Consider the following 18409-nt stretch of genomic DNA (forward strand, 5'->3'; position numbering starts at 1 on the left):
CTTTTTCACTCTCTTAACGTTTTACTGCGAGAACCCTGACGGAGAAAACGCTTATCATCATTTCGCTGCATCAACCCCAAAGAAGCAGCCAACCTAAAAGTAACAAGGATTTTTGCCCGCGCAGCGCGGGCTTTTTTTTGCCTGTCGCGCTGCGCGCGTATGCGCGTGCCGCACTATACTCAAGACTCACCCTGGCTTTGCGGAGTCCCCGTATGCGTGCAGAAGAAACCCGCTCTCGCTCCCTGTCGGCAGGCAATCCGGAACAGGAAAAAGAGCGCGACCCGGAGTGGTTTGATTCATCAGGTAAAACCGTGGATCAGGCGCGCTGCCTTTCTGAACAGTGCGAAGTGGATATTCACGATTGCAGCTTTTGCGAAGCGAATCGCTGAGAGTAATTTAAAAAAAACCCGGCTCAGGCCGGGTTAAATTTATCAATGGATTCGTTACACCAGGAAACGGTAATGCCGTTTCAGATTACGCTCACTGTGTATGAAGGCAACCGGCTTTTGTGCATATAAAGTGCAGAAATATGCATATCTCCTGGCGTTAAACCCGTCAGAGAGCCGTACCGCCTGCGCTTTACCCTGCACACTTTATGCACCGGCAGTCGGAGTAACGCTGCCTTTTAAGATTATTCCTGGTTGTCGCGTTCGCTAAGCCGGAAAAACGTGCAATCCTCATAACGCTATTATACTGATTACTCTCTGCTTTACTCACCTCTGTGGTGTAAGGAGTATGACGATGATTGATCCCGATTCCCCTCTGCTGGTGGTAACCGACCTGGACGGCTCGCTGCTGGATCACCACGATTACAACTGGGAAGCCGCCCGCCCGTGGCTGGACTATTTTGCCGCACGCCAGATCCCGGTAGTGCTCTGTTCCAGCAAGACCGCTGCAGAGATTATCCCGCTGCAGAAGCGCCTGGGTTTAAGCGGAGCGCCGTTTATCGCTGAAAATGGTGCCCGCATCAGCTTTGGCGATGACGTTACGGTTAACGATGAGCCAGGCGCTGACTATCTGGCGCTGTGCGACAGGCTGGCTGCGCTGAAAGCGGAATTTCGCTTTACCGGCTTTCACGATCTCAGTGATAGCGACGTGGCGAGCTTTACCGGTCTGGCGCTGAGTGACGCCCGGCTAAGCCGCCTGCGTGACGCCTCGGAGGTGATTTTGTGGCGCGACGAGAGCGATAAGCTGGAGGCGTTTCGCGCCGCGCTGGCCCGGCATCAGCTTGCGCTGACGCAGGGTGGCCGCTTCTGGCACGTGATGCCGGAAAACTGCGGTAAAGGTATTGCGCTGACGCAGCTGCAGCAGCAGCTGATGCAGCAGGATGGCGTAAGCCGGATAACGCTGGGTCTGGGTGACGGCCCCAATGATATTCCCATGCTTGAACAGGCGGACTACGCGGTCATTATCAAAGGCTTCAGTAAGTCGCCGGTTGAACTCAGCCGTACCGATAGCGACCATATCTATCGCACAACGCAAACCGGGCCAAACGGCTGGAGCGAAGGCATAGATCACTTTCTGGCCCCCCATAAGCCGTAATCAGAGGATGAGACGATGAGTGACTTTTATCAGAATGGCGTCATTACGAATTTCCATAACCTCACCCATCGCCACGTGGAGTCGCTGGAAAAAGAGATGGTGCAGTTTGCCCGCCGGCGTAAAATGGGCCTGATCCTGCCCTCACTGTTCTCCGAGCTGGAGGGCCCGGCGCTGGATAATATTGTCAATGAACTGGCGCAGGTACCCTATCTGGAAGAGATTGTGATTGGTCTCGATCGCGCCGATCGCGATCAGTTTCTGTTTGCCCGCGACTTCTTCTCGCGCCTGCCCCAGCGGCACCGCATTCTGTGGAATGACGGACCGCGTCTGAAAGCGATTGATGCTGAGCTGGATAAAGAGGGTCTCTCGCCCAGCCAGCCGGGCAAAGGGCGCAACGTCTGGTTCTGTACCGGTTACACCCTGGCGTCCGATCGCACCCAGTGCGTGGCGCTACACGACTGCGACATTGTGACCTATGAGCGCGGCATGCTGGCGCGTCTGCTCTATCCGCTGGCCAACCCGGCGTTTCAGTATGAGTTTTGCAAAGGGTTTTATGCGCGCGTCGCGGATGGCAAGCTCAATGGCCGCGTCGGCCGTCTGCTGGTCGGACCGATGCTGCGTTCGCTGCAGCAGGTGTATGGCCACTCCGAGTATCTCGACTACCTCAGCAGCTTTCGCTATCCCCTCTCCGGCGAGTTTGCCATGCGCACCCATGTGCTTAACGGCATTAAGATCCCTGGCGACTGGGGGCTGGAGATCGGCGTGCTGTCTGAGATCTATCGCAACTATACAACCCGCCAGAGCTGTCAGGTCGAGATCGCCGATCACTATGACCACAAGCATCAGCCGCTGGCCGAAGAGGATGGTACCGGGGGGCTGAAACGCATGAGCAGCGATATTGTCCAGTCGCTGCTGCGCAAGCTGGCGACCATGGGCGTGCCGCTGACCAGCGACTCTTTTCGCGTGCTGAAGGCGACTTATTACCGTAACGCGCTGGATATGATGGAGATCTACCGGCATGAAGCCACCATGAACGGCCTGTCGTTCGATCAGCACAAAGAGGAAGCTGCGGTGGAGATGTTTACCCAGGCCATTCTCGACGCCGGTCAGTCGTTTATTGAACGCCCCAACGATAAGCCCTTTATTCCGAGCTGGAGTCGCGTTCAGTCGGCGTTTCCGGATATTCTGCAGCGGATTTACCAGGCGGTGGAAGAAGATAACGAGGGAAAAGTGTAACGGGATACGGGACGGCAAAACCGTCCCGATCAGATTCAGCTGGCGAGCCGGGATTCCGTCGTCATGTGACTCAGTTCATCACTATGGAATGCCTCACGGCGCACGCTATAGCCATCATACCAACGACACTCAACCATTCCGCTGGCATAGCCGGTTACCACCATCGTGGGTCCGCCCTGTTTGTGCTGAACTTCATCACTCACTGCAAAGGTCATACCGCGCCCTCCCTTTTACCGTTGATTGAACGCTTAAAGGTATAGCAGCCGGACAGACAATTTGCCTATAGGATAATGTTATTAATGTGATAAAAGAGGAATAAGCAGTGCAAAATCTGGTTCATAAACAAAGCCGGTAATGTTTATTACCGGCTTTGAAATTTTTAGCTGCGACCGTCAGATTTTGCAGCCTTCGCACTCAGCATCATCACTGAGTTCAGCCGGCACTTCGCTGGCTTTTTCCGCCGCTTTCGCTTCAGCCTGTTCCAGCTGGGCATCGATATCAAACTCAAACATATCGTCGTTCATCATCACTCTCCTGAAAATTAGTGTGGCGCGCGTTATATCGCATTGCCAGAGATAAGCGGTAAGCGGCTTGTGCGCCGCTCGCCGCGCTGGCCTGTTATGCCGACTTACCGCGTACTTTGGCGACGAGGTTAACCACCAGCAGCACAATCGCGCCGACGATAAACCCAAGTACCAGGTTGGCCCCGTTGCTCAGCAGGCCGGAAACCAGACCGTTAAAGCCGCTGCTGTATTCGCTGATAGCGTGGTGCAGCGGCGTGATACCATGCACAATAATGCCGCCGCCCACCAGAAACATCGCCAGCGTGCCGACGACAGTAAGAATTTTCATCAGCCACGGCGCCATCGCCAGCAGAAAACCGCCCACCGCCTGCGCCAGTGAAGAGGACTTTTCCCGCAGCCAGTAGCCGAGGTCATCGATCTTCACAATCATCGCCACAATGCCATAGACACCGATGGTCACCAGAATGGCGATACCGGCGAGGATCAGCACCTGGTTAAGCAGCGGCGCCTCTGAAACGATGCCCAGCGTAATCGCCACGATCTCCGCTGAAAGAATAAAGTCAGTGCGTACCGCCCCTTTAACCTTGCTCTTCTCATACGCGCGGGGATCCTGTTTTGCCAGATTGTCGAGTCGCTGCTGACGCGCCTCCGGGCTCTTTTCCTCTTTATCGTGCTGCAGGCTGTGTAACACCTTTTCCACCCCTTCATAGCAGAGGTAGGCACCGCCCAGCATCAGTAACGGCGTGATAAGCCAGGGAGCAAACGCTGAAATCACCAGTGCCAGCGGCACCAGGATCAGCTTATTCAGAAATGAGCCCTTCGCAACGCCCCAGACCACCGGCAGTTCGCGATTGGCTTTGACGCCCGTGACCTGCTGCGCATTAAGCGACAAATCGTCGCCCAGCACGCCAGCGGTTTTTTTTGCCGCAACCTTGCCCATGACTGAAATGTCATCCAGCAGCGTTGCGATATCATCCAGAAGCGTAAGTAAACTGGTTCCTGCCAAAATGGTAATCCTTATTCCGGTTAGTGTTCCTGACAACAGGGGCAGCGCTCAACCCACGTCACCGACATGTCGGCGATGCCCTCACAGTCCCATTCAACGCGTAACGTTTTTCCCTGCGTATCCGCTGCGTGCAGATATTTACTCACCGGGCTTTCGGTCATGCCGCTGATCTCTTCGGTGGCAATCAGCCGATCGTCGAGCCAGATGCGTGCCGTGGCCTGTGTCGCCACCAGCCGCTCGTCACGCAGCTGATAGAGCCGTCTGACCGTCAGTTTAATACTGCTCATGGTAGTGCTCCGCGTCCCAGAGAAAAACGTGATCTAAACGGTTATTGCCGCGAAAAGCAATCATCGCCGGCTAGAGCGGCTGGTAATGATGCAGTCCCTGATGATCCAGCTCCGCGCTCTGCCCGGCGGCCAGCAGCCACTCCTCAAGGCGCTCAATCAGCTGATTGTCATCCAGCCGCAGCTTACCGCGCAGCGCGCACTCCCAGACTATCAGTACCTTCCAGCCGGTCTCCTGCAGCTGCTGCACATAGCGCCGGTCACGCTCAACGTTGCTGTTGATTTTGCCGTTCCAGAAACCGGTGCGCGTGGCGGGCATTTTAAACAGATAGCAGTGATGACGATGCCAGAAGCAGCCGTGCACAAAGATGATTGCCTGCTGCTCAGGCAGCACGAAATCGGGCCGCCCCGGCAGCGCTTTATCCTGCACGCGAAAGCTGAAGCCGCGATCTTTCAATATCGCGGCCACGCGCTGTTCAATCGCCGTATCCTGATTGCGGATCGCGCGCATATTTTTACTGCGGATCTCTTGTGAGTGAACGTCAGCCATGCCGTTTCCTTTTCCTGCGGGCCTATTCAACTTTAGCGTTTTACGGCAAAAGCGAAAGCGGCAGCGTAAAAGAGTGCGGCACGGCACGCAGCGCGACACGACACGCTAATTTCAACCCTGCCAGATGAGTGGTAGCATAGCCGCTCAACTGTTAAGGAAAAACGCATGCTCGTTCCCGATCCCGCCGCACCGGCTACCCCCTCTTCGTTAACCGCTGCGCAGGATGATTTAGCGCTGTTACTGCAGGTACTGGATATCTACGCGGCGCGCGATGTGATGCAGACCCTCAACGCCGCCGGCTCAGGTCACTGGAGCGTGGCGAAGCTGAACCGTCTGCGCAGTGGCAAAGCCGCGTCGGTAATGCTTCTCCCGTCTGAGATCGCCAGCCTGCGCGCCCTGCTGCCATCGCGACCGGCCCACTATGAGAGGCCCGCCTTTCAGTTTATCGATCTCTTTGCCGGTATCGGCGGCATCCGGCGCGGCTTTGAGCAGGCCGGCGGCGAGTGCGTTTTTACCAGCGAATGGAATAAAGAGGCGATCCGCACCTATAAAGCGAACCACTATTGCGATCCGCTGCGCCACCGGTTCAATACCGATATTCGTCTCGTCACGCAGCCAGCCGGCCTCACTGAGGAGGCGGCTATCTATCAGCATATCGATCGCGCTATCCCCGATCACCAGGTGCTGCTGGCCGGCTTTCCCTGTCAGCCTTTTTCACTGGCGGGCGTCAGTAAAAAGAACGCGCTCGGCCGGGCGCACGGCTTTGAGTGTGAGGCGCAGGGCACGCTGTTTTTTGACGTGGCGCGCATTCTCGCGGCTAAAAAGCCCGCGTTTTTTGTGCTGGAAAATGTCAAAAATCTGAAGAGCCACGATAAGGGCCGCACCTTCGCCATTATTATGGCAACGCTGGATGAGCTGGGTTATGACGTGGCGGATGCGGAGGATAAAGGCACACCGGACGCCAAAGTGATCGACGCGCGCTATTTTCTGCCGCAGCACCGTGAACGGATTGTGCTGGTCGGCATCCGGCGCGATAGCGGCGTTAAGCAGCCCTTTTCACTGCGCGCGTTGCCGGCGCTCTATCCGCCGCAGGTGCCGCCACTGCAGAGTTTGCTGGACGCCGAGCCGGGTGAAAAATATACCCTGTCGCCCACGCTCTGGCACTATCTCTATCGCTATGCGCAAAAGCACAAGGCGAAAGGTAACGGCTTTGGCTTTGGCCTGAACGATCCGCAGAACCTGCACTGCTGCGTGCGCACGCTTTCAGCGCGCTACTATAAAGATGGCTCAGAGATCCTGATTGACCGCGGCTGGGATCGCGCGCTGGGTGAACAGAACTTTACCGCTGCTGAGAATATGGCGCGGCGACCGCGCCGGCTGAGTCCGCGCGAGTGCGCGCGCCTGATGGGGTTTGAAGCGCCGGGTGAAGCGCAATTTCGCATTCCGGTTTCTGATACCCAGGCCTATCGTCAGTTTGGCAATTCCGTGGTGGTGCCGGTATTCGCTGCGGTCGCGAAATTACTGCTGCCGCTGATTGAATACTACAGGCTGAACGCGCCAGAGCAGGCTAATAGCTGATCGCGTATAAGAAATAGCTCACCCGCCGGGCGGCGGGTGGCAGAGACTACTTCTTCTTCTTGCTCTTTTTCAGTAGCGCACGGATCTGACGCAGTTCCGTAGCGCTTAACCGATCGTCCGGCGTCTCATCGGAGTGCAGATTATCTACCGCCGTCTCCTGCTGCGGGGCACTCTGCAGGCTCGCCTGCAGCCGGTTAACAATCTCCTGACTCATTGAAAGCTGATTGTCAGCGGCAAGCTGCTTAATCTCCTCTTTCAGTGCCGGATCAATTTTAATCGTAATGTTCACGGTCTCAGTCATTTCCACACTCCCTGCTATTTTTTTCACAAACGTAGCGGAAGATGATGCGAGTTAACAGCCTGTCATAAAAATTTAATATTCCTGTAACGCACAGCAGAAGTCGCGCAGTACGGATTCATCAACCCCTGCCAGATTCCCCTGCAGTTCAGCGCAGAGTTTAGCCATATAGTGCACCAGAAAATCGGCGTTATATTCAGCCAGACGACGTCCTGCGGCCGTTTGCATGGTTTCAGGCAGGCGCAGCAGCTTTTTCTGAAAGTGATCCAGCGTCCACTTCACATCGTCGAGTTCGCGATCGCGACCTAATGGATCGTCACTGTCAAACAGCGGCCGGCCCAGTGCGCCAGCCGTGTAGAACACGCGTGCCAGTCCGATAGCCCCCAGCGACTCCAGACGATCGGCATCCTGCACAATTTTTGCTTCTGCGGTCAGCGGCGTAATGGCAGCACTGAAACTGTGCGCCTGCACCGCGTGCGCAACGCTATCTATAAGTTCAGCGGGAAAATCGGGAAAATCCTGCTGCAGAATGCGGCGCGTCTCTTCAGCGGCAAACGTAGAGGCGAGATGACGCTGGGGATGATTCTTCGGCAGATTCACCACGTCATGAAAATAGCTGGCGGTCAGCACCACCTTGGCATCTGCAGGCGTCTCCTGCATGATACGTGCCGCGCTCATCCAGACCCGGCGCAGATGCCCCACGTCGTGCGCCTTATCGTCATGCTGCCAGTTCAGCCGCAGCCAGTGTTCATAACGTTGTTGCCAGTGTGTAATGGACATGATGCTTCTCCTGTTATGACATGTGATGCGCGGCGGGAGCTCTTCAGACTCAGCCCTATCTTAGCGGGCAGGTCATGACACTTTTCTTACAGCATTTTTAGTGTGAGAAGGAAAAATCTGCGATCCTGATCATGTTATAGCGTTGTTAAGCCCGCTTTCCCAGTAGCCTTTTTGTTTTCAGCTTTTCCTTATGCCGTCCGGCTGCAACCAAATTTAGTTAACATAGTTTATGTGTCGCGCTTAACTGCGATGCCAGCGCGCGGTTAACTTAAGCCTCCAGCCCTCGCTGACAGATAGCCAGTGATTAGCGGAGAAAAAGGTGAAATAGTCTGAAAATATTTCTATTTTGGCCGTTATAACGTACTGTATAGGGGAAATTTCCGCATTTCGCCGGCAAGTTGAGCGATCTGCACCCCACTTTTTGCCTGGATGTTTTTTTAATACCGGAACAGGAAGAGAACGCCTGATTATCAGGAGACAAATTATTAAGCAAATTTGTTTGAAACCTTTATGCTAAGGGTCTCGTCCTGTACAGGATGTAACGTCAACGCTTTCCGGGTTCGTGATATAACAAGAGGTAAAAAATGAAAGAACGGCCGATTCTTTTTTCCGAACAGCGGGTTCGCGCCCTGCTGGTTGGCCAGCAAACACAGACCCGACGCATTATGAAAACGCAGGCATTTGGTCCAGGACAGGACCACCATGAAGGCGTTCATGCGTTTGATGTCAGTGCGAATCATCTCCACGGCTACAAACTGATGTCGATGTCCGATATCAGCGCGCACTGTCCGTTCGGGCAGGTTGGCGATCGCCTGTGGGTGCGTGAAACCTGGCGCGGCCCGATTGTGCCGGAGGCGCAGCTGGCAGAGTACGATCGCGATCCCCAGCTGTTTCGCCATCCCGACTTCTGCCAGTATCGTGCTGACAGCAACGAGTTTGGTCAGCTGGAGGACGATCTGCAGGACGCGGAGCAGTTTGGCTGGCAGACGGCCATTCATATGCCGCGCTGGGCAAGCCGCATCGATCTGACCATCACCGCGATCCGGGCTGAAAAAATCCAGGATATCAGCGAGGATGACATCATGGCAGAGGGCGTCCAGACGGACTCGCACTTCCTGAACAACTTCTTTACCATGAATATGAATTCAGAGTCGCCCAAAGAGGCTTATCGCAAGGCGTGGCAAAAGCAGTATGGCGCGACCAGCTGGGAGGTTAACCCCTGGGTCTGGGTCATTGAATTTGAACGCGCTGCACGCGAAAGCCGACCGCTCTGAGCATGCGCCCGCGCCTCTTCTTTTCGCCGGAAGAGGCGCTTACGCCCCGCCCCGCTTATTTTTGCTTTTCACTTTGCAAGCGCAATCACAGACACCGTCCCGGCTAACAGGTTGAATAACAGGTTTGACGTCTGGCACATTCTGTCCCGTCGGCACTCCTTTTCTCCTTCTACAGGCGCTGCGATGTTTAAATGGTCCCGGAACGCGCATAAATCCGATGCTGTCGCTGAACTGCCCTGGACGCAGGCGCTGCGGCAGCCTGTGTTTTCTCTGCTTAATCATGATGAACATGCCGTTCTGATCGGCATGGCGCAGCGCTTTCTGCAGCAGAAAAAATTTGTCCTGCTGCAGGGCACTGAACTGGATGCGCTGCACAGCGCCCGTCTGGCGCTGCTGTTTTGCCTGCCGGTGCTGAAGCTGGGCGTGGAGTGGCTGGATGGTTTTCACGACGTGCTTATCTATCCTGAACCCTTTGCGGTTGATGACCGCTGGGAAGATGAGAGCGGGCTGGTGCATCAGGCGCCCGCTGTACACGCCGGGCAGAGCTGGACGCAGGGGCCGGTGGTGCTCAACGCGCTGGATATTTCCGACGCGTTCGATCTCTCAGGCTATAACCTGGTGATCCATGAAGTGGCGCATAAGCTGGACGCGCGCGGCAGCGGCTACACCAGCGGCATCCCCGCTATTCCGCTGCGCGAGGTCGCTGGCTGGGAGAAAGATTTGCTGCAGGTGATGCAGGAGATTGACGATGAAGTGGCGCTCGCGGGTGAAGAGGCCGCGACCTTTGATCCTTACGCAGCCAGCGATCCGGCCGAATGTTTTGCTGTGCTCTCAGAGTATTTCTTCACTGCGCCCGACCTGCTCCTTCAGCGCTTTCCGGCGATGTATCGTCACCTGCAGCTGTTTTACCGTCAGGATCCTGCTGCCCGGCTTGCGACGCTGGCGGCGGAATCTGCCTGATCTCTGTGCGGGCTGTATCTTTGCTAGCCAGTTGAATGCAATTGCGTTTTAAGCTGTTGACAGGCTCGTCCGGGGCCACTACTATTCGCCTCGTTCACACGATTCCTCTGTAGTTCAGTCGGTAGAACGGCGGACTGTTAATCCGTATGTCACTGGTTCGAGTCCAGTCAGAGGAGCCAGAATCTGAAAAGCCCGCTCAGGGAAGCCTGAGCGGGCTTTTTGCTGTCTGCGCCGGCGTTAAATCACCGCCACCCCGCCGGTTACGGCAATGGTTGCCCCTGAGATATAGCTGGCTTCATCGCTGGCCAGCATGACATAAGAAGAGGCCAGCTCAGCAGGCTGCCCCATACGCTGCAGCGGCACCTGGCTGCCAAAACTTTCGACCTGCTGCGGCGGCATGGTTGCCGGGATCAGCGGCGTCCAGATAGGTCCCGGTGCGACTGCATTGGCACGAATGCCCTTATCCGCCAGCAGCGCGGCAAGGCTGCCGGAAAAGTTAATGATGGCGGCTTTCGTCGCCGAGTAGGCAATCAGTTTCGGTTTAGGCTGATCGGCGTTGACTGACGCGGTGTTAATAATGGAGCCGCCGGCTGGCATATGCGGTACCGCGGCTTTGCAGATGTAGAACATCGCATAGAGATTGGTTTTCATCGTGCGGTCAAACTCATCATCATCAATCTCATCCAGCGAGTCGCGCGTCATCTGGAAAGCGGCGTTGTTGACCACAATATCAATTTTGCCAAAACGCTCCGCCGTCTGCGCCACGATGCTGCGGCAGTGCTCCGCCTGCATGATATCACCCGCAATCAGCAGCGCCTGCTGCCCGGCGGCTTCCACCAGCTGCGCGGTATCTTTTGCATCTTCATGTTCATCCAGGTAGGAGATGACCACGTCGGCGCCTTCACGGGCGTAAGCGATGGCCACTGCGCGGCCAATACCGGAGTCGCCGCCGGTGATAATCGCGGTTTTGCCTTTCAGCCGCCCGCTGCCCTGATAGCTGGTTTCGCCGTGATCGGGCACCGGCTGCATCTCGCGAAAGCTGCCGGGCCACTGCTGCTGCTGCGCCTGTTGCGGATTTTCTGGACGATCGGTCATAACGCGCTCCTTTTTTCAGCGAAGAAGTAATCTGGCTCAGGTGAACAGCATCAAGTGTAGCAGTCATAACCAGAATGCAAGGCGGAGTGATAAGCGTAACGGCTTGAGAGATAAGCCTATTTCTGCGCAAAATCCGGTCTTTTACAGGACATCAGGTGGTGGCAGATGCTGACAAAATCAGCAGGTTGCTGCAGGAAGCAGCAAACAACTGCCGGGCGCTAAATCACGTTTTGACAGCCGCAGAAGAGTTGATTATTATGCGCGCCGAAACACAATTCCTCTGTAGTTCAGTCGGTAGAACGGCGGACTGTTAATCCGTATGTCACTGGTTCGAGTCCAGTCAGAGGAGCCAGATTAAAAAAGCCAGATGTCAGCTGACATCTGGCTTTTTGCTTTCCGGCGGTGCGCGGCGGGTCAGAATTCCACGACCACATTCCCTTTCGGTACGCTGCAGCAGGAGAGGATATAGCCCTCTTCGGCATCCTCGTCGGTAATGCCGCCGTTATGGTTCATCTCAACCTCACCTTCCAGGCATTTCACCTTGCAGGTGCCGCAGATCCCCATGCCGCACGCTTTCGGTATATGCAGGCCCAGCTTGGCAGCGGCGGCGTGAACGGTTTCACCCGGCGCAATTTTCACACTCTTATCACTCTGCGTAAACGCCACGGTCAGCAGCTCGGAGCTGCAGAGCGCATCGGCCAACTCGGCCGCCTCTTCCGCCTCCTGCACCACCTGCTCCTGTACCACCTCTGGCGTGGCACCAAACGACTCTTCATGGTAGTGCGCCATATCGTAGCCGACGTTTTCCAGAATCGCTTTCACCGCGCGCATATAGGGCGTCGGTCCGCAGCAGAAAATCTCCCGCTCCATAAAATCAGGCGCGATCATCTGCAGCATGGCGTGATTCAGAAAGCCGCGAAAACCTGCCCAGTACTGTCCCGATTCGTAGCGTTCGCAGATGATGCTCAGTTTGAAGTTGGGAATACGCGCCGTCATATTTTCCAGATCGCGGCGGAAAATAATATCTTCCGGCGTGCGTGCGCTGTGCACAAACACCATGTCCACATCGGCGTTGGTGTCAAAATACCAGCGCGCCATCGACATCATTGGCGTAATGCCAACGCCGCCGGAGAGAAACAGCGCCTTATCGCCGGGATAATCGATGCAGTTAAACTGCCCTACCGGGCCGTGTACCGCCAGATCCATGCCTTCACGCATATTCGCGTGCAGCCAGTTAGATACCACGCCGCCCGGCACCTGTTTTACCGTGATCGAAAAGCTATACGGCACGGAGGGAGAGCTGGAGATGGTGTAGGAGCGAAACACGGTCTGCTCCTCAATTGTCAGCTCCAGCGTGACAAACTGCCCCGGCTTAAAGAAGAACATCACCGGCTGCTCTGCCATAAAGCAGAAGGTTTTCACGTCCCAGGTTTCCTGTATGACCTTAACGCACCGCACTGCATGACGGCCGTTGGTCCAGGTCTGCGTGGTGACAGGCTCAAAAGCATTGGTATTCAGTACCGTGATATTTCTCTCTGTCATACATTTCATTCCCGTCAGGATTGGAGTGATCAATTGCCTGTATCGACGCATGGATAACCACAGGCTTTTGAGCCAGAAACTGCGATTCTCCGTGTAACCCCGCCACAGCATTTAGTTATGCGCGACACGGAAATGCCTGAAAAAACCACATTCGCAGGAAATTCTGCACGCGCGTCTTTAATAGAGGGGATTTATGTCGCTGGCAGAACATTGACGGGCGCCGGACCGGTGCAGCATGGATTGCATCTGTAATCCGTAGCGATCTTATGGGCTTCCGGTAACGCGGAAGTCCGGTTTTGTTGATATCCGGCTGCGCCTGTCGGGCGCGAACCACTCCCTTTTCAACCGCGCGAGAAGAGCAACATTATGAGCCACAACGATCTGCTGAATATCACCTGTACAAGCCTTGTCGATGCGAGCGATCGCATGCAGGATCTGCTCGAAAAACGCCAGCCCAACTATTCGCTGCCGCAGGCGCTCTATAATGACCCGACTCTGTTTCGCATTGATATGGAGGAGGTATTTCAGAAAGAGTGGCTGTTTGCCGGCATGAGCAGCGAAATCCCGAAAAAGGGCGACTACTTCACGCTTGAGGTCGGACAGAACCCGGTGCTGGTTCTGCGCGATGCAGAGGGCAACATCAACGCGTTTCACAACACCTGTCGCCATCGCGGCTCGCGCCTCTGCTCAAAGGAGCGCGGCAAGGTGGCCAATCTGGTCTGTCCCTACCACCAGTGGACGTACGATTTAAAGGGCAACCTGCTCTTCGCCGGTTCAGAGATGAATCAGTCATTTGACATGAAGCAGCACGGCCTGAAAAAAGCGCACTGTAAAACCGCCGGCGGGTTTATCTTTATCTGCCTGGCAGAGACGCCGCCGGAGTCTGACTTCGATGAATTTCTGGCCACGCTGGCGGAGTATATGGAGCCCTATGATGTGGACAACACCAAGCTGGCGGCAGAGTCCCATATGTATGAAAAAGCCAACTGGAAGCTGGTGCTGGAGAATAACCGCGAGTGCTACCACTGCGCCGGCAGCCATCCGGAACTGCTGAACAGCCTGCTGGAGTGGGATGACACCAACGATCCGCGCGCGCCGCAGAGTTTCCATGACTACTACAACAAGCAGGCGGCGCTGTGGGATGAGCAGGGTATTCCGCATCGCCATCAGAGCTTTGGTCTGCGCAACCGCATTGTGCGTATGCCGCTGAAAGAGGGCACTAAAGTCATGACCATTGATGGTCGTGAGGGATGCACCCGGCTGCTGGGGCGTTTTACCAGCCACTATCAGGGATCGATGCGTATTCTGCACCTGCCCAACTCATGGAACCATATGCAAAGCGATCACTTTATCGTGTTCCGCGTGCTGCCAATCTCCGCGCAGGAGACGATGGTAACGACAAAATGGTTTGTGCATAAAGACGCGGTCGCCGGTGTCGATTACGATCCGGAGCGTCTGCGCACCGTCTGGGATGCCACCAATGAGCAGGATCGCGTTCTGGGTGAAGAGAACCAGCGCGGCATCAACTCCATTGGCTATCAGCCAGGCCCCTATTCTGAAACTTATGAGTTTGGCGTGATTAACTTTATCGACTGGTACAGCGAAACCGTGCTTAAAAACGTAAAAGGCTGACCTGATAACAGAAAACCCGGCTGGCGTTGTTAACCGCCAGCCGGGTTTTTTATCGTTCAGGCGCGCCGCTAGCGGATCACGCCCTCCTCCAGCAGCAGATCAAAGACTGCCTGCGCCATCTCATTCACCGGCTTATTCTGCAGCACTTTGCCACCTTCGCTCTGTGACTTCGCCGTGGCCGCTTTAAAGCGATCCGCCGCCGTTTTCGCTTTCACTTTTTTCAGCCGCTTCGGCCGCTTACGCGCCGGCGCTATCTCCCAGGCTGCCATCGCTGTATCCGGCACGTCCACGCCCGCAGCGGTGGTGATCTCTGCCCGGTTTGCCGGGCCAAACGCGCTCTGGCGCGGCGCGGCGGCGGCCATGTCCACGCTGGCGATAAACGGCAGCGCCACGCGCAGCAGACGCCGCTGACCGCGCGGCAGCGCCTGCAGCACTTCAGCGTCGGTGCCGTTCAGGCTGACAATCTCCGCCACGCCGACCACTACCGGGATCTCCAGCGCTTCTGCCAGCAGAAAAGGCAGCATACCGGATGACTCGCCGCGCTCCGCCCGGCCGCCGGTGAGGATCACATCCGGGTGATCCTGCTTAAGATAGTGACTCAGCACCGCCACCGCATCGCCCTGCTCTGTCATCGGCAGCACGCGCAGCGTCCTGACACCCATGCCCGCGTAGCTGCGCAGCGCCGCATTGTGCGGATCGCCGGCGTGAAGAAGCTCCAGATCGCCGGAAGCCAGCGCCAGCCCCATCTCTACCGCACGCGCATCCTGCCCGGCGCGGCGCGCCCTGCCCGACTCGGGATGGAGTCCGACGGATATCAGCGCCGTAATGCGGCAGCCGCTGTGGTGTGCTTTATGCTGCATGGTTAAGCTCCTTATTACGCCAGGCGCGTGCCAGGCGCGCCAGTTCAGCGAGAATCGCATCGCTGTCGCCAATCACGCTCAGTGACGCGCGGCTGACCATATCGCAGCCGGGATCGGTATTAATGGCGATAACCCGGTCGCACTGCGCAATCCCCTGCAGATGCTGCACCGCGCCGGAGATGCCCACTGCAAGATAGACCCGCGCCGTCACCCAGGTGCCGGTAGCGCCCACCTGCCGGAAACGCGGCATATGGCCATTATCCACGGCCACGCGGCTGGCGCCTTCGGTCGCCCCCAGAAGCTCTGCGGTAGCGTGAAACTGCGCCCAGTCGCCGACGCCGTTACCGGCAGACAGAATAAACTCCGCCTCGCCCAGCGGCACCGCCGCCGGATCGACCGGCATCAGTCCGCAGTCGGTAATGCGCGCAGCGCCAATGCTTCGCAGCCCGACGCTCACCGGCAGCACTTCATGGCGGGTCTCATCCACCGGATCGGCGCACTCTGCGGTCAGCAGCATGACGCGCGCAACCGGACGCGTAATATCGGCGCTGCCGCCCGCCGCCCGGCTGATGCAGCTGTCGCCCTCTATGCGCCACACCTGCGTGGCGGGTCGTTCTCCGCAGCGTGCGGCAAAGCGACAGCCCAGTTCAAAGCCGCCGGCAACACTGTCCGGAAACAGCCAGAAGCGCGGTGCCAGTTCGTTTTCTGCCGCCATCAGCGCATGGATGCGCTGCTCCGGGCTGTAACCCTCATAGCGATCGCCGCTGAAATGCAGCAGCCGGTCAGCGCCCGCGGTGGCAAAGCTCTCTTCCCGATGCTCACCAAATACCACGGCCATGACCACGCCTGCACCGCCGGCATCACGCACCAGCTGATGCGCCTGGCCCAGCACGTCGCGATCGTGGCTGGTCAGGCGGCCGCCGGTCATATCCAGTACCGCCGCCACGCAGTACTCTGGCTGCGTCACGCGGTGCAGCGGCAGCTCAGCGACGTGCGGCGTGCCGGCGCTGCGCCGGCCGGAGAGCTGGGAAAACGCGTTGACGTTCTCACGATCGATGCGCACCAGTCCGTTTGGCCCGGTAAAGCCGACGGCGTGCGGATTTTTACGCAGCAGCCCGGACGGGCCACGGCTCTCCTGCATCGGCTGCATCAGCTCTGCATGCTGCGGATGCAGCCGGTTGCGGGCAATCCACTCAAGACGCGGATCGCGGCGTACAGGGGTTTCCATCAGATCACCTCCACAGCAATTTGGCGCTCGCGCAGCTTCGCCGGCAGCGGTTTTTTCGGTTCGCTGAGGGCTTCCGCCACCAGTTCAGCGATATCTTTGACCTCCGGACGCGGCCCGACAACACCTTCCAGCATCGCGGTACACTGCTGGCAGCCAACGGCAATCAGCTCTGCACCGGTCTGTTTGGCATCCTCCATCCGCATGTCAGCGATACGCCGCTCCCCCGGAATATCCGTAATCGGCGCACCGCCGCCGCCGCCGCAGCAGCGTGAGCGAAAGCCGGAGCGGTCCATTTCGCTGAGTTTGATCCCCAGCTCCGCCAGCAGCTCACGCGGTGATGCATATTCACCGTTGTAGCGGCCGAGGTAGCAGGGGTCATGCCAGGTTACGCTGCCGCCTTTGTAATCTTTCAGATCCAGCAGCTGCGCCTTAACCAGCTCATTAATGAAGGTGGTGTGATGCAGCACCTCATAGTCGGGCTGCGTGCCTGCCGGATAAAAATCGGGATACTCATTTTTCAGACAGTGAAAGGCGTGCGGATCGGTGGTTACGATGCGGTTAAAGCGATAGTGTTGCAGCGTGGCGATATTGCTGCGCGCCAGCCGCTGAAACGTGGCGTCATCGCCCAGGCGTCGCGCAACGTCTCCGCTATCGAGCTCCTCATCGCCCAGCACCGCAAAATTCACGCCGGCGGCTCTGAGCACTTTGACAAACGCACGCAGAATACGCTGGCTGCGCATATCAAACGCCCCGTCGGAGACCCAGAACAGCACGTCGGCCTGCCCGACATCCCGCATCAGCGGCAGGTTCTGATCGGCTGACCAGTGCGTGCGGCTGCGCGGATTAAAGCCGCCAGGATTATCCGTCTGGCAGAGGTTATCCAGCACCTCTGCGCCCTTGCCGGGCGTTTGCCCCTTCTCCAGCGTCATAAAGCGGCGCATGTCCACAATCGCGTCGACATGCTCAATCATCATCGGACACTCCTCCACGCAGGCGCGACAGGTGGTGCAGGACCAGAGCGTCTCTTCTTTAATGAGACCGCCGACAATCGGCTGATGCGGCGCTCCGCACGCTTCTCCCACCGGCACGCCCGGATAAGGGCTGCCGGCAAAGCGCGCGTCGCTGCCGCCCGCCATTCCGATGACCATATCCTGAATCAGCTTTTTGGGATTGAGCGGCTGACCCGCCGCAAACGCCGGGCACATCGCTTCACACTTGCCGCACTGCACGCAGGCGTCAAAGCCCAGCAGCTGGTTCCATTTGAAATCGGCCGGTTTTTCAACGCCAAGCTTTGAGGCAGCCAGATCCACCGGCTTCAGACCCACAGAGCGGCCGCCGCCAAAGCGGGCCGGACGGCGATGAAAGGCAAGATGCAGCGCGCCGGCGAACGCGTGTTTCATCGGCCCGCCCCACGCCATGCCAAACACCATCTCGCCCAGCCCCCAGCAGATCCCTGCCAGCAGCAGTGCCGCCATCACCCAGCGTCCCGCTTCGCCAAACAGATCGGAGACCGGCAGCGTGGTGATAAAGAACGTCGCCGCAAAGACCAGCAGGCTCTTTGGCAGCCGCATCCACGGCCCGCGTGACAGACGGGCTGGCGGATTGCGACGGCGATACCAGATAAACAGCGCGCCGCTGAACATCACCAGCAGCGCACCCGCCAGCACCCCATCCACCAGCGTGCCGCTGACGCCCGCCAGATGAACCACGAGGATCAGCAGCATCGACAGCACAAAGCCGCCGGCGGTGGCCACATGGCTGCGCGACATATATTTATCGCGTGCCACTACGTGATGCAGGTCAACCAGATAGCGGCGGGGCATCGCCATCAGGCCGCTCAGCAGGGCAACCTGTTCCGGTTGTCCGCGCCGCCAGAGCAGGACGCGCCTGACCATACCCACGATGGCCAGAATCACCGCGCCAAGAAGTAACCAGGGGAGTATCCGATCAAGTACCATGATGTGCCCTTTCCAGACAATTTCTGTTAGATGCGGCGTGCGGTACCGCTTCCGGAGACCGC

19 protein-coding genes and 2 tRNA genes are annotated in these 18409 nt (G+C 57.4%); 9 read left to right on the plus strand and 12 right to left on the minus strand.

Annotated features, from left to right (window positions below):
• The first annotated feature begins 212 nt into the window (after positions 1 to 212).
• The 3 genes from AC2CF9_RS04000 (at position 213) to AC2CF9_RS04010 (ending at position 2778) form a co-directional block, all read left to right on the plus strand.
• Positions 213 to 389: a hypothetical protein gene (locus tag AC2CF9_RS04000; protein WP_484556297.1), complete on the plus strand. Its 177-nt coding sequence runs from the start codon at positions 213 to 215 to the stop codon at positions 387 to 389.
• A gap of 352 nt (positions 390 to 741) precedes the next feature.
• A complete protein-coding gene (locus AC2CF9_RS04005) occupies positions 742 to 1542 on the plus strand; it encodes a mannosyl-3-phosphoglycerate phosphatase-related protein (RefSeq protein WP_150016380.1) in 801 nt (266 codons plus the stop codon).
• A gap of 15 nt (positions 1543 to 1557) precedes the next feature.
• Positions 1558 to 2778 (plus strand): glycosyltransferase family protein, encoded by a 1221-nt coding sequence (locus AC2CF9_RS04010; RefSeq protein ID WP_108569573.1) that lies wholly within the window; start codon positions 1558 to 1560, stop codon positions 2776 to 2778.
• Between the two features lie 35 nt (positions 2779 to 2813).
• Here the strand turns inward: AC2CF9_RS04010 and AC2CF9_RS04015 are convergent, their stop codons facing one another.
• The 5 genes from AC2CF9_RS04015 to AC2CF9_RS04035 all read right to left on the minus strand — a co-directional run bounded on the left by AC2CF9_RS04015 (position 2814) and on the right by AC2CF9_RS04035 (position 5142).
• On the minus strand, positions 2814 to 2993 hold the full coding sequence (locus tag AC2CF9_RS04015; protein WP_039385173.1) for a YodC family protein: 180 nt from the start codon (positions 2991 to 2993) through the stop codon (positions 2814 to 2816).
• 177 nt (positions 2994 to 3170) lie between these two features.
• On the minus strand, positions 3171 to 3305 hold the full coding sequence (locus AC2CF9_RS04020) for a hypothetical protein (RefSeq protein ID WP_255402073.1): 135 nt from the start codon (positions 3303 to 3305) through the stop codon (positions 3171 to 3173).
• Between the two features lie 91 nt (positions 3306 to 3396).
• Positions 3397 to 4308 carry a DUF808 domain-containing protein gene (locus AC2CF9_RS04025; RefSeq protein WP_150016381.1) on the minus strand — a complete coding sequence of 304 codons (912 nt, stop codon included), beginning with the start codon at positions 4306 to 4308 and terminating at the stop codon, positions 3397 to 3399.
• A gap of 20 nt (positions 4309 to 4328) precedes the next feature.
• Positions 4329 to 4595 (minus strand): hypothetical protein, encoded by a 267-nt coding sequence (locus AC2CF9_RS04030; RefSeq protein ID WP_039385177.1) that lies wholly within the window; start codon positions 4593 to 4595, stop codon positions 4329 to 4331.
• A 70-nt stretch (positions 4596 to 4665) separates the two neighbouring features.
• Positions 4666 to 5142: a very short patch repair endonuclease gene (locus AC2CF9_RS04035; RefSeq protein WP_150016382.1), complete on the minus strand. Its 477-nt coding sequence runs from the start codon at positions 5140 to 5142 to the stop codon at positions 4666 to 4668.
• A gap of 165 nt (positions 5143 to 5307) precedes the next feature.
• Here AC2CF9_RS04035 and dcm point away from each other — a divergent pair, with 165 nt between their 5' ends.
• Entirely contained in the window at positions 5308 to 6720 is a 1413-nt protein-coding gene (gene dcm / locus AC2CF9_RS04040) for a DNA (cytosine-5-)-methyltransferase (RefSeq protein ID WP_484556298.1), read from the plus strand.
• Positions 6721 to 6766: 46 nt separating this feature from the next.
• Here dcm and AC2CF9_RS04045 read toward each other — a convergent pair whose 3' ends face one another.
• Together AC2CF9_RS04045 and AC2CF9_RS04050 are read right to left on the minus strand one after the other, a co-directional pair.
• A complete protein-coding gene (locus AC2CF9_RS04045; RefSeq protein WP_094111324.1) occupies positions 6767 to 7021 on the minus strand; it encodes a hypothetical protein in 255 nt (84 codons plus the stop codon).
• Between the two features lie 72 nt (positions 7022 to 7093).
• Positions 7094 to 7798, minus strand: a complete 705-nt coding sequence (locus tag AC2CF9_RS04050) for a phosphohydrolase (protein ID WP_484556299.1) — start codon at positions 7796 to 7798, stop codon at positions 7094 to 7096.
• A 584-nt stretch (positions 7799 to 8382) separates the two neighbouring features.
• Between AC2CF9_RS04050 and AC2CF9_RS04055 the strand changes: the two genes are divergently transcribed.
• The 3 genes from AC2CF9_RS04055 (at position 8383) to AC2CF9_RS04065 (ending at position 10211) form a co-directional block, all read left to right on the plus strand.
• A complete protein-coding gene (locus AC2CF9_RS04055; RefSeq protein WP_150016385.1) occupies positions 8383 to 9072 on the plus strand; it encodes an ASCH domain-containing protein in 690 nt (229 codons plus the stop codon).
• Between the two features lie 183 nt (positions 9073 to 9255).
• Positions 9256 to 10032 carry a DgsA anti-repressor MtfA gene (mtfA, locus tag AC2CF9_RS04060; protein ID WP_039385190.1) on the plus strand — a complete coding sequence of 259 codons (777 nt, stop codon included), beginning with the start codon at positions 9256 to 9258 and terminating at the stop codon, positions 10030 to 10032.
• Positions 10033 to 10135: 103 nt separating this feature from the next.
• Positions 10136 to 10211: transfer RNA gene (locus tag AC2CF9_RS04065), tRNA-Asn, on the plus strand.
• A 58-nt stretch (positions 10212 to 10269) separates the two neighbouring features.
• Here AC2CF9_RS04065 and AC2CF9_RS04070 read toward each other — a convergent pair.
• The gene (locus tag AC2CF9_RS04070) at positions 10270 to 11127 is read right to left on the minus strand and encodes a glucose 1-dehydrogenase (RefSeq protein WP_484556300.1); all 858 of its coding nucleotides are present in this window, start codon (positions 11125 to 11127) and stop codon (positions 10270 to 10272) included.
• A gap of 276 nt (positions 11128 to 11403) precedes the next feature.
• Here AC2CF9_RS04070 and AC2CF9_RS04075 point away from each other — a divergent pair.
• Positions 11404 to 11479 (plus strand) — tRNA-Asn (locus tag AC2CF9_RS04075).
• A gap of 62 nt (positions 11480 to 11541) precedes the next feature.
• On the opposite strand, the gene AC2CF9_RS04080 is transcribed toward AC2CF9_RS04075, so the two are convergent.
• Positions 11542 to 12669 carry an FAD-binding oxidoreductase gene (locus AC2CF9_RS04080; RefSeq protein ID WP_484556301.1) on the minus strand — a complete coding sequence of 376 codons (1128 nt, stop codon included), beginning with the start codon at positions 12667 to 12669 and terminating at the stop codon, positions 11542 to 11544.
• 366 nt (positions 12670 to 13035) lie between these two features.
• Here AC2CF9_RS04080 and AC2CF9_RS04085 point away from each other — a divergent pair, with 366 nt between their 5' ends.
• Positions 13036 to 14301, plus strand: coding sequence for an aromatic ring-hydroxylating oxygenase subunit alpha (locus tag AC2CF9_RS04085; protein WP_150016387.1), 1266 nt, complete (start codon positions 13036 to 13038; stop codon positions 14299 to 14301).
• Positions 14302 to 14369: 68 nt separating this feature from the next.
• Here the strand turns inward: AC2CF9_RS04085 and etfB are convergent, their stop codons facing one another.
• Genes etfB through AC2CF9_RS04100 form a run of 3 tightly spaced genes read right to left on the minus strand, consistent with a single transcriptional unit; the run spans position 14370 to position 18347 of the window.
• Positions 14370 to 15161 (minus strand): electron transfer flavoprotein subunit beta, encoded by a 792-nt coding sequence (gene etfB / locus AC2CF9_RS04090; protein WP_484556302.1) that lies wholly within the window; start codon positions 15159 to 15161, stop codon positions 14370 to 14372.
• Positions 15151 to 16389 carry an electron transfer flavoprotein subunit alpha gene (gene etfA / locus AC2CF9_RS04095; protein ID WP_484556303.1) on the minus strand — a complete coding sequence of 413 codons (1239 nt, stop codon included), beginning with the start codon at positions 16387 to 16389 and terminating at the stop codon, positions 15151 to 15153. The genes etfB and etfA overlap by 11 nt, the downstream gene beginning before the upstream one ends.
• Positions 16389 to 18347, minus strand: coding sequence for a (Fe-S)-binding protein (locus AC2CF9_RS04100; RefSeq protein WP_484556304.1), 1959 nt, complete (start codon positions 18345 to 18347; stop codon positions 16389 to 16391). Before AC2CF9_RS04100 ends, etfA begins: the two co-directional genes overlap by 1 nt.
• Between the last annotated feature and the right edge of the window lie 62 nt (positions 18348 to 18409).

Source organism: Pantoea sp. SYBGC1 (assembly GCF_057197005.1).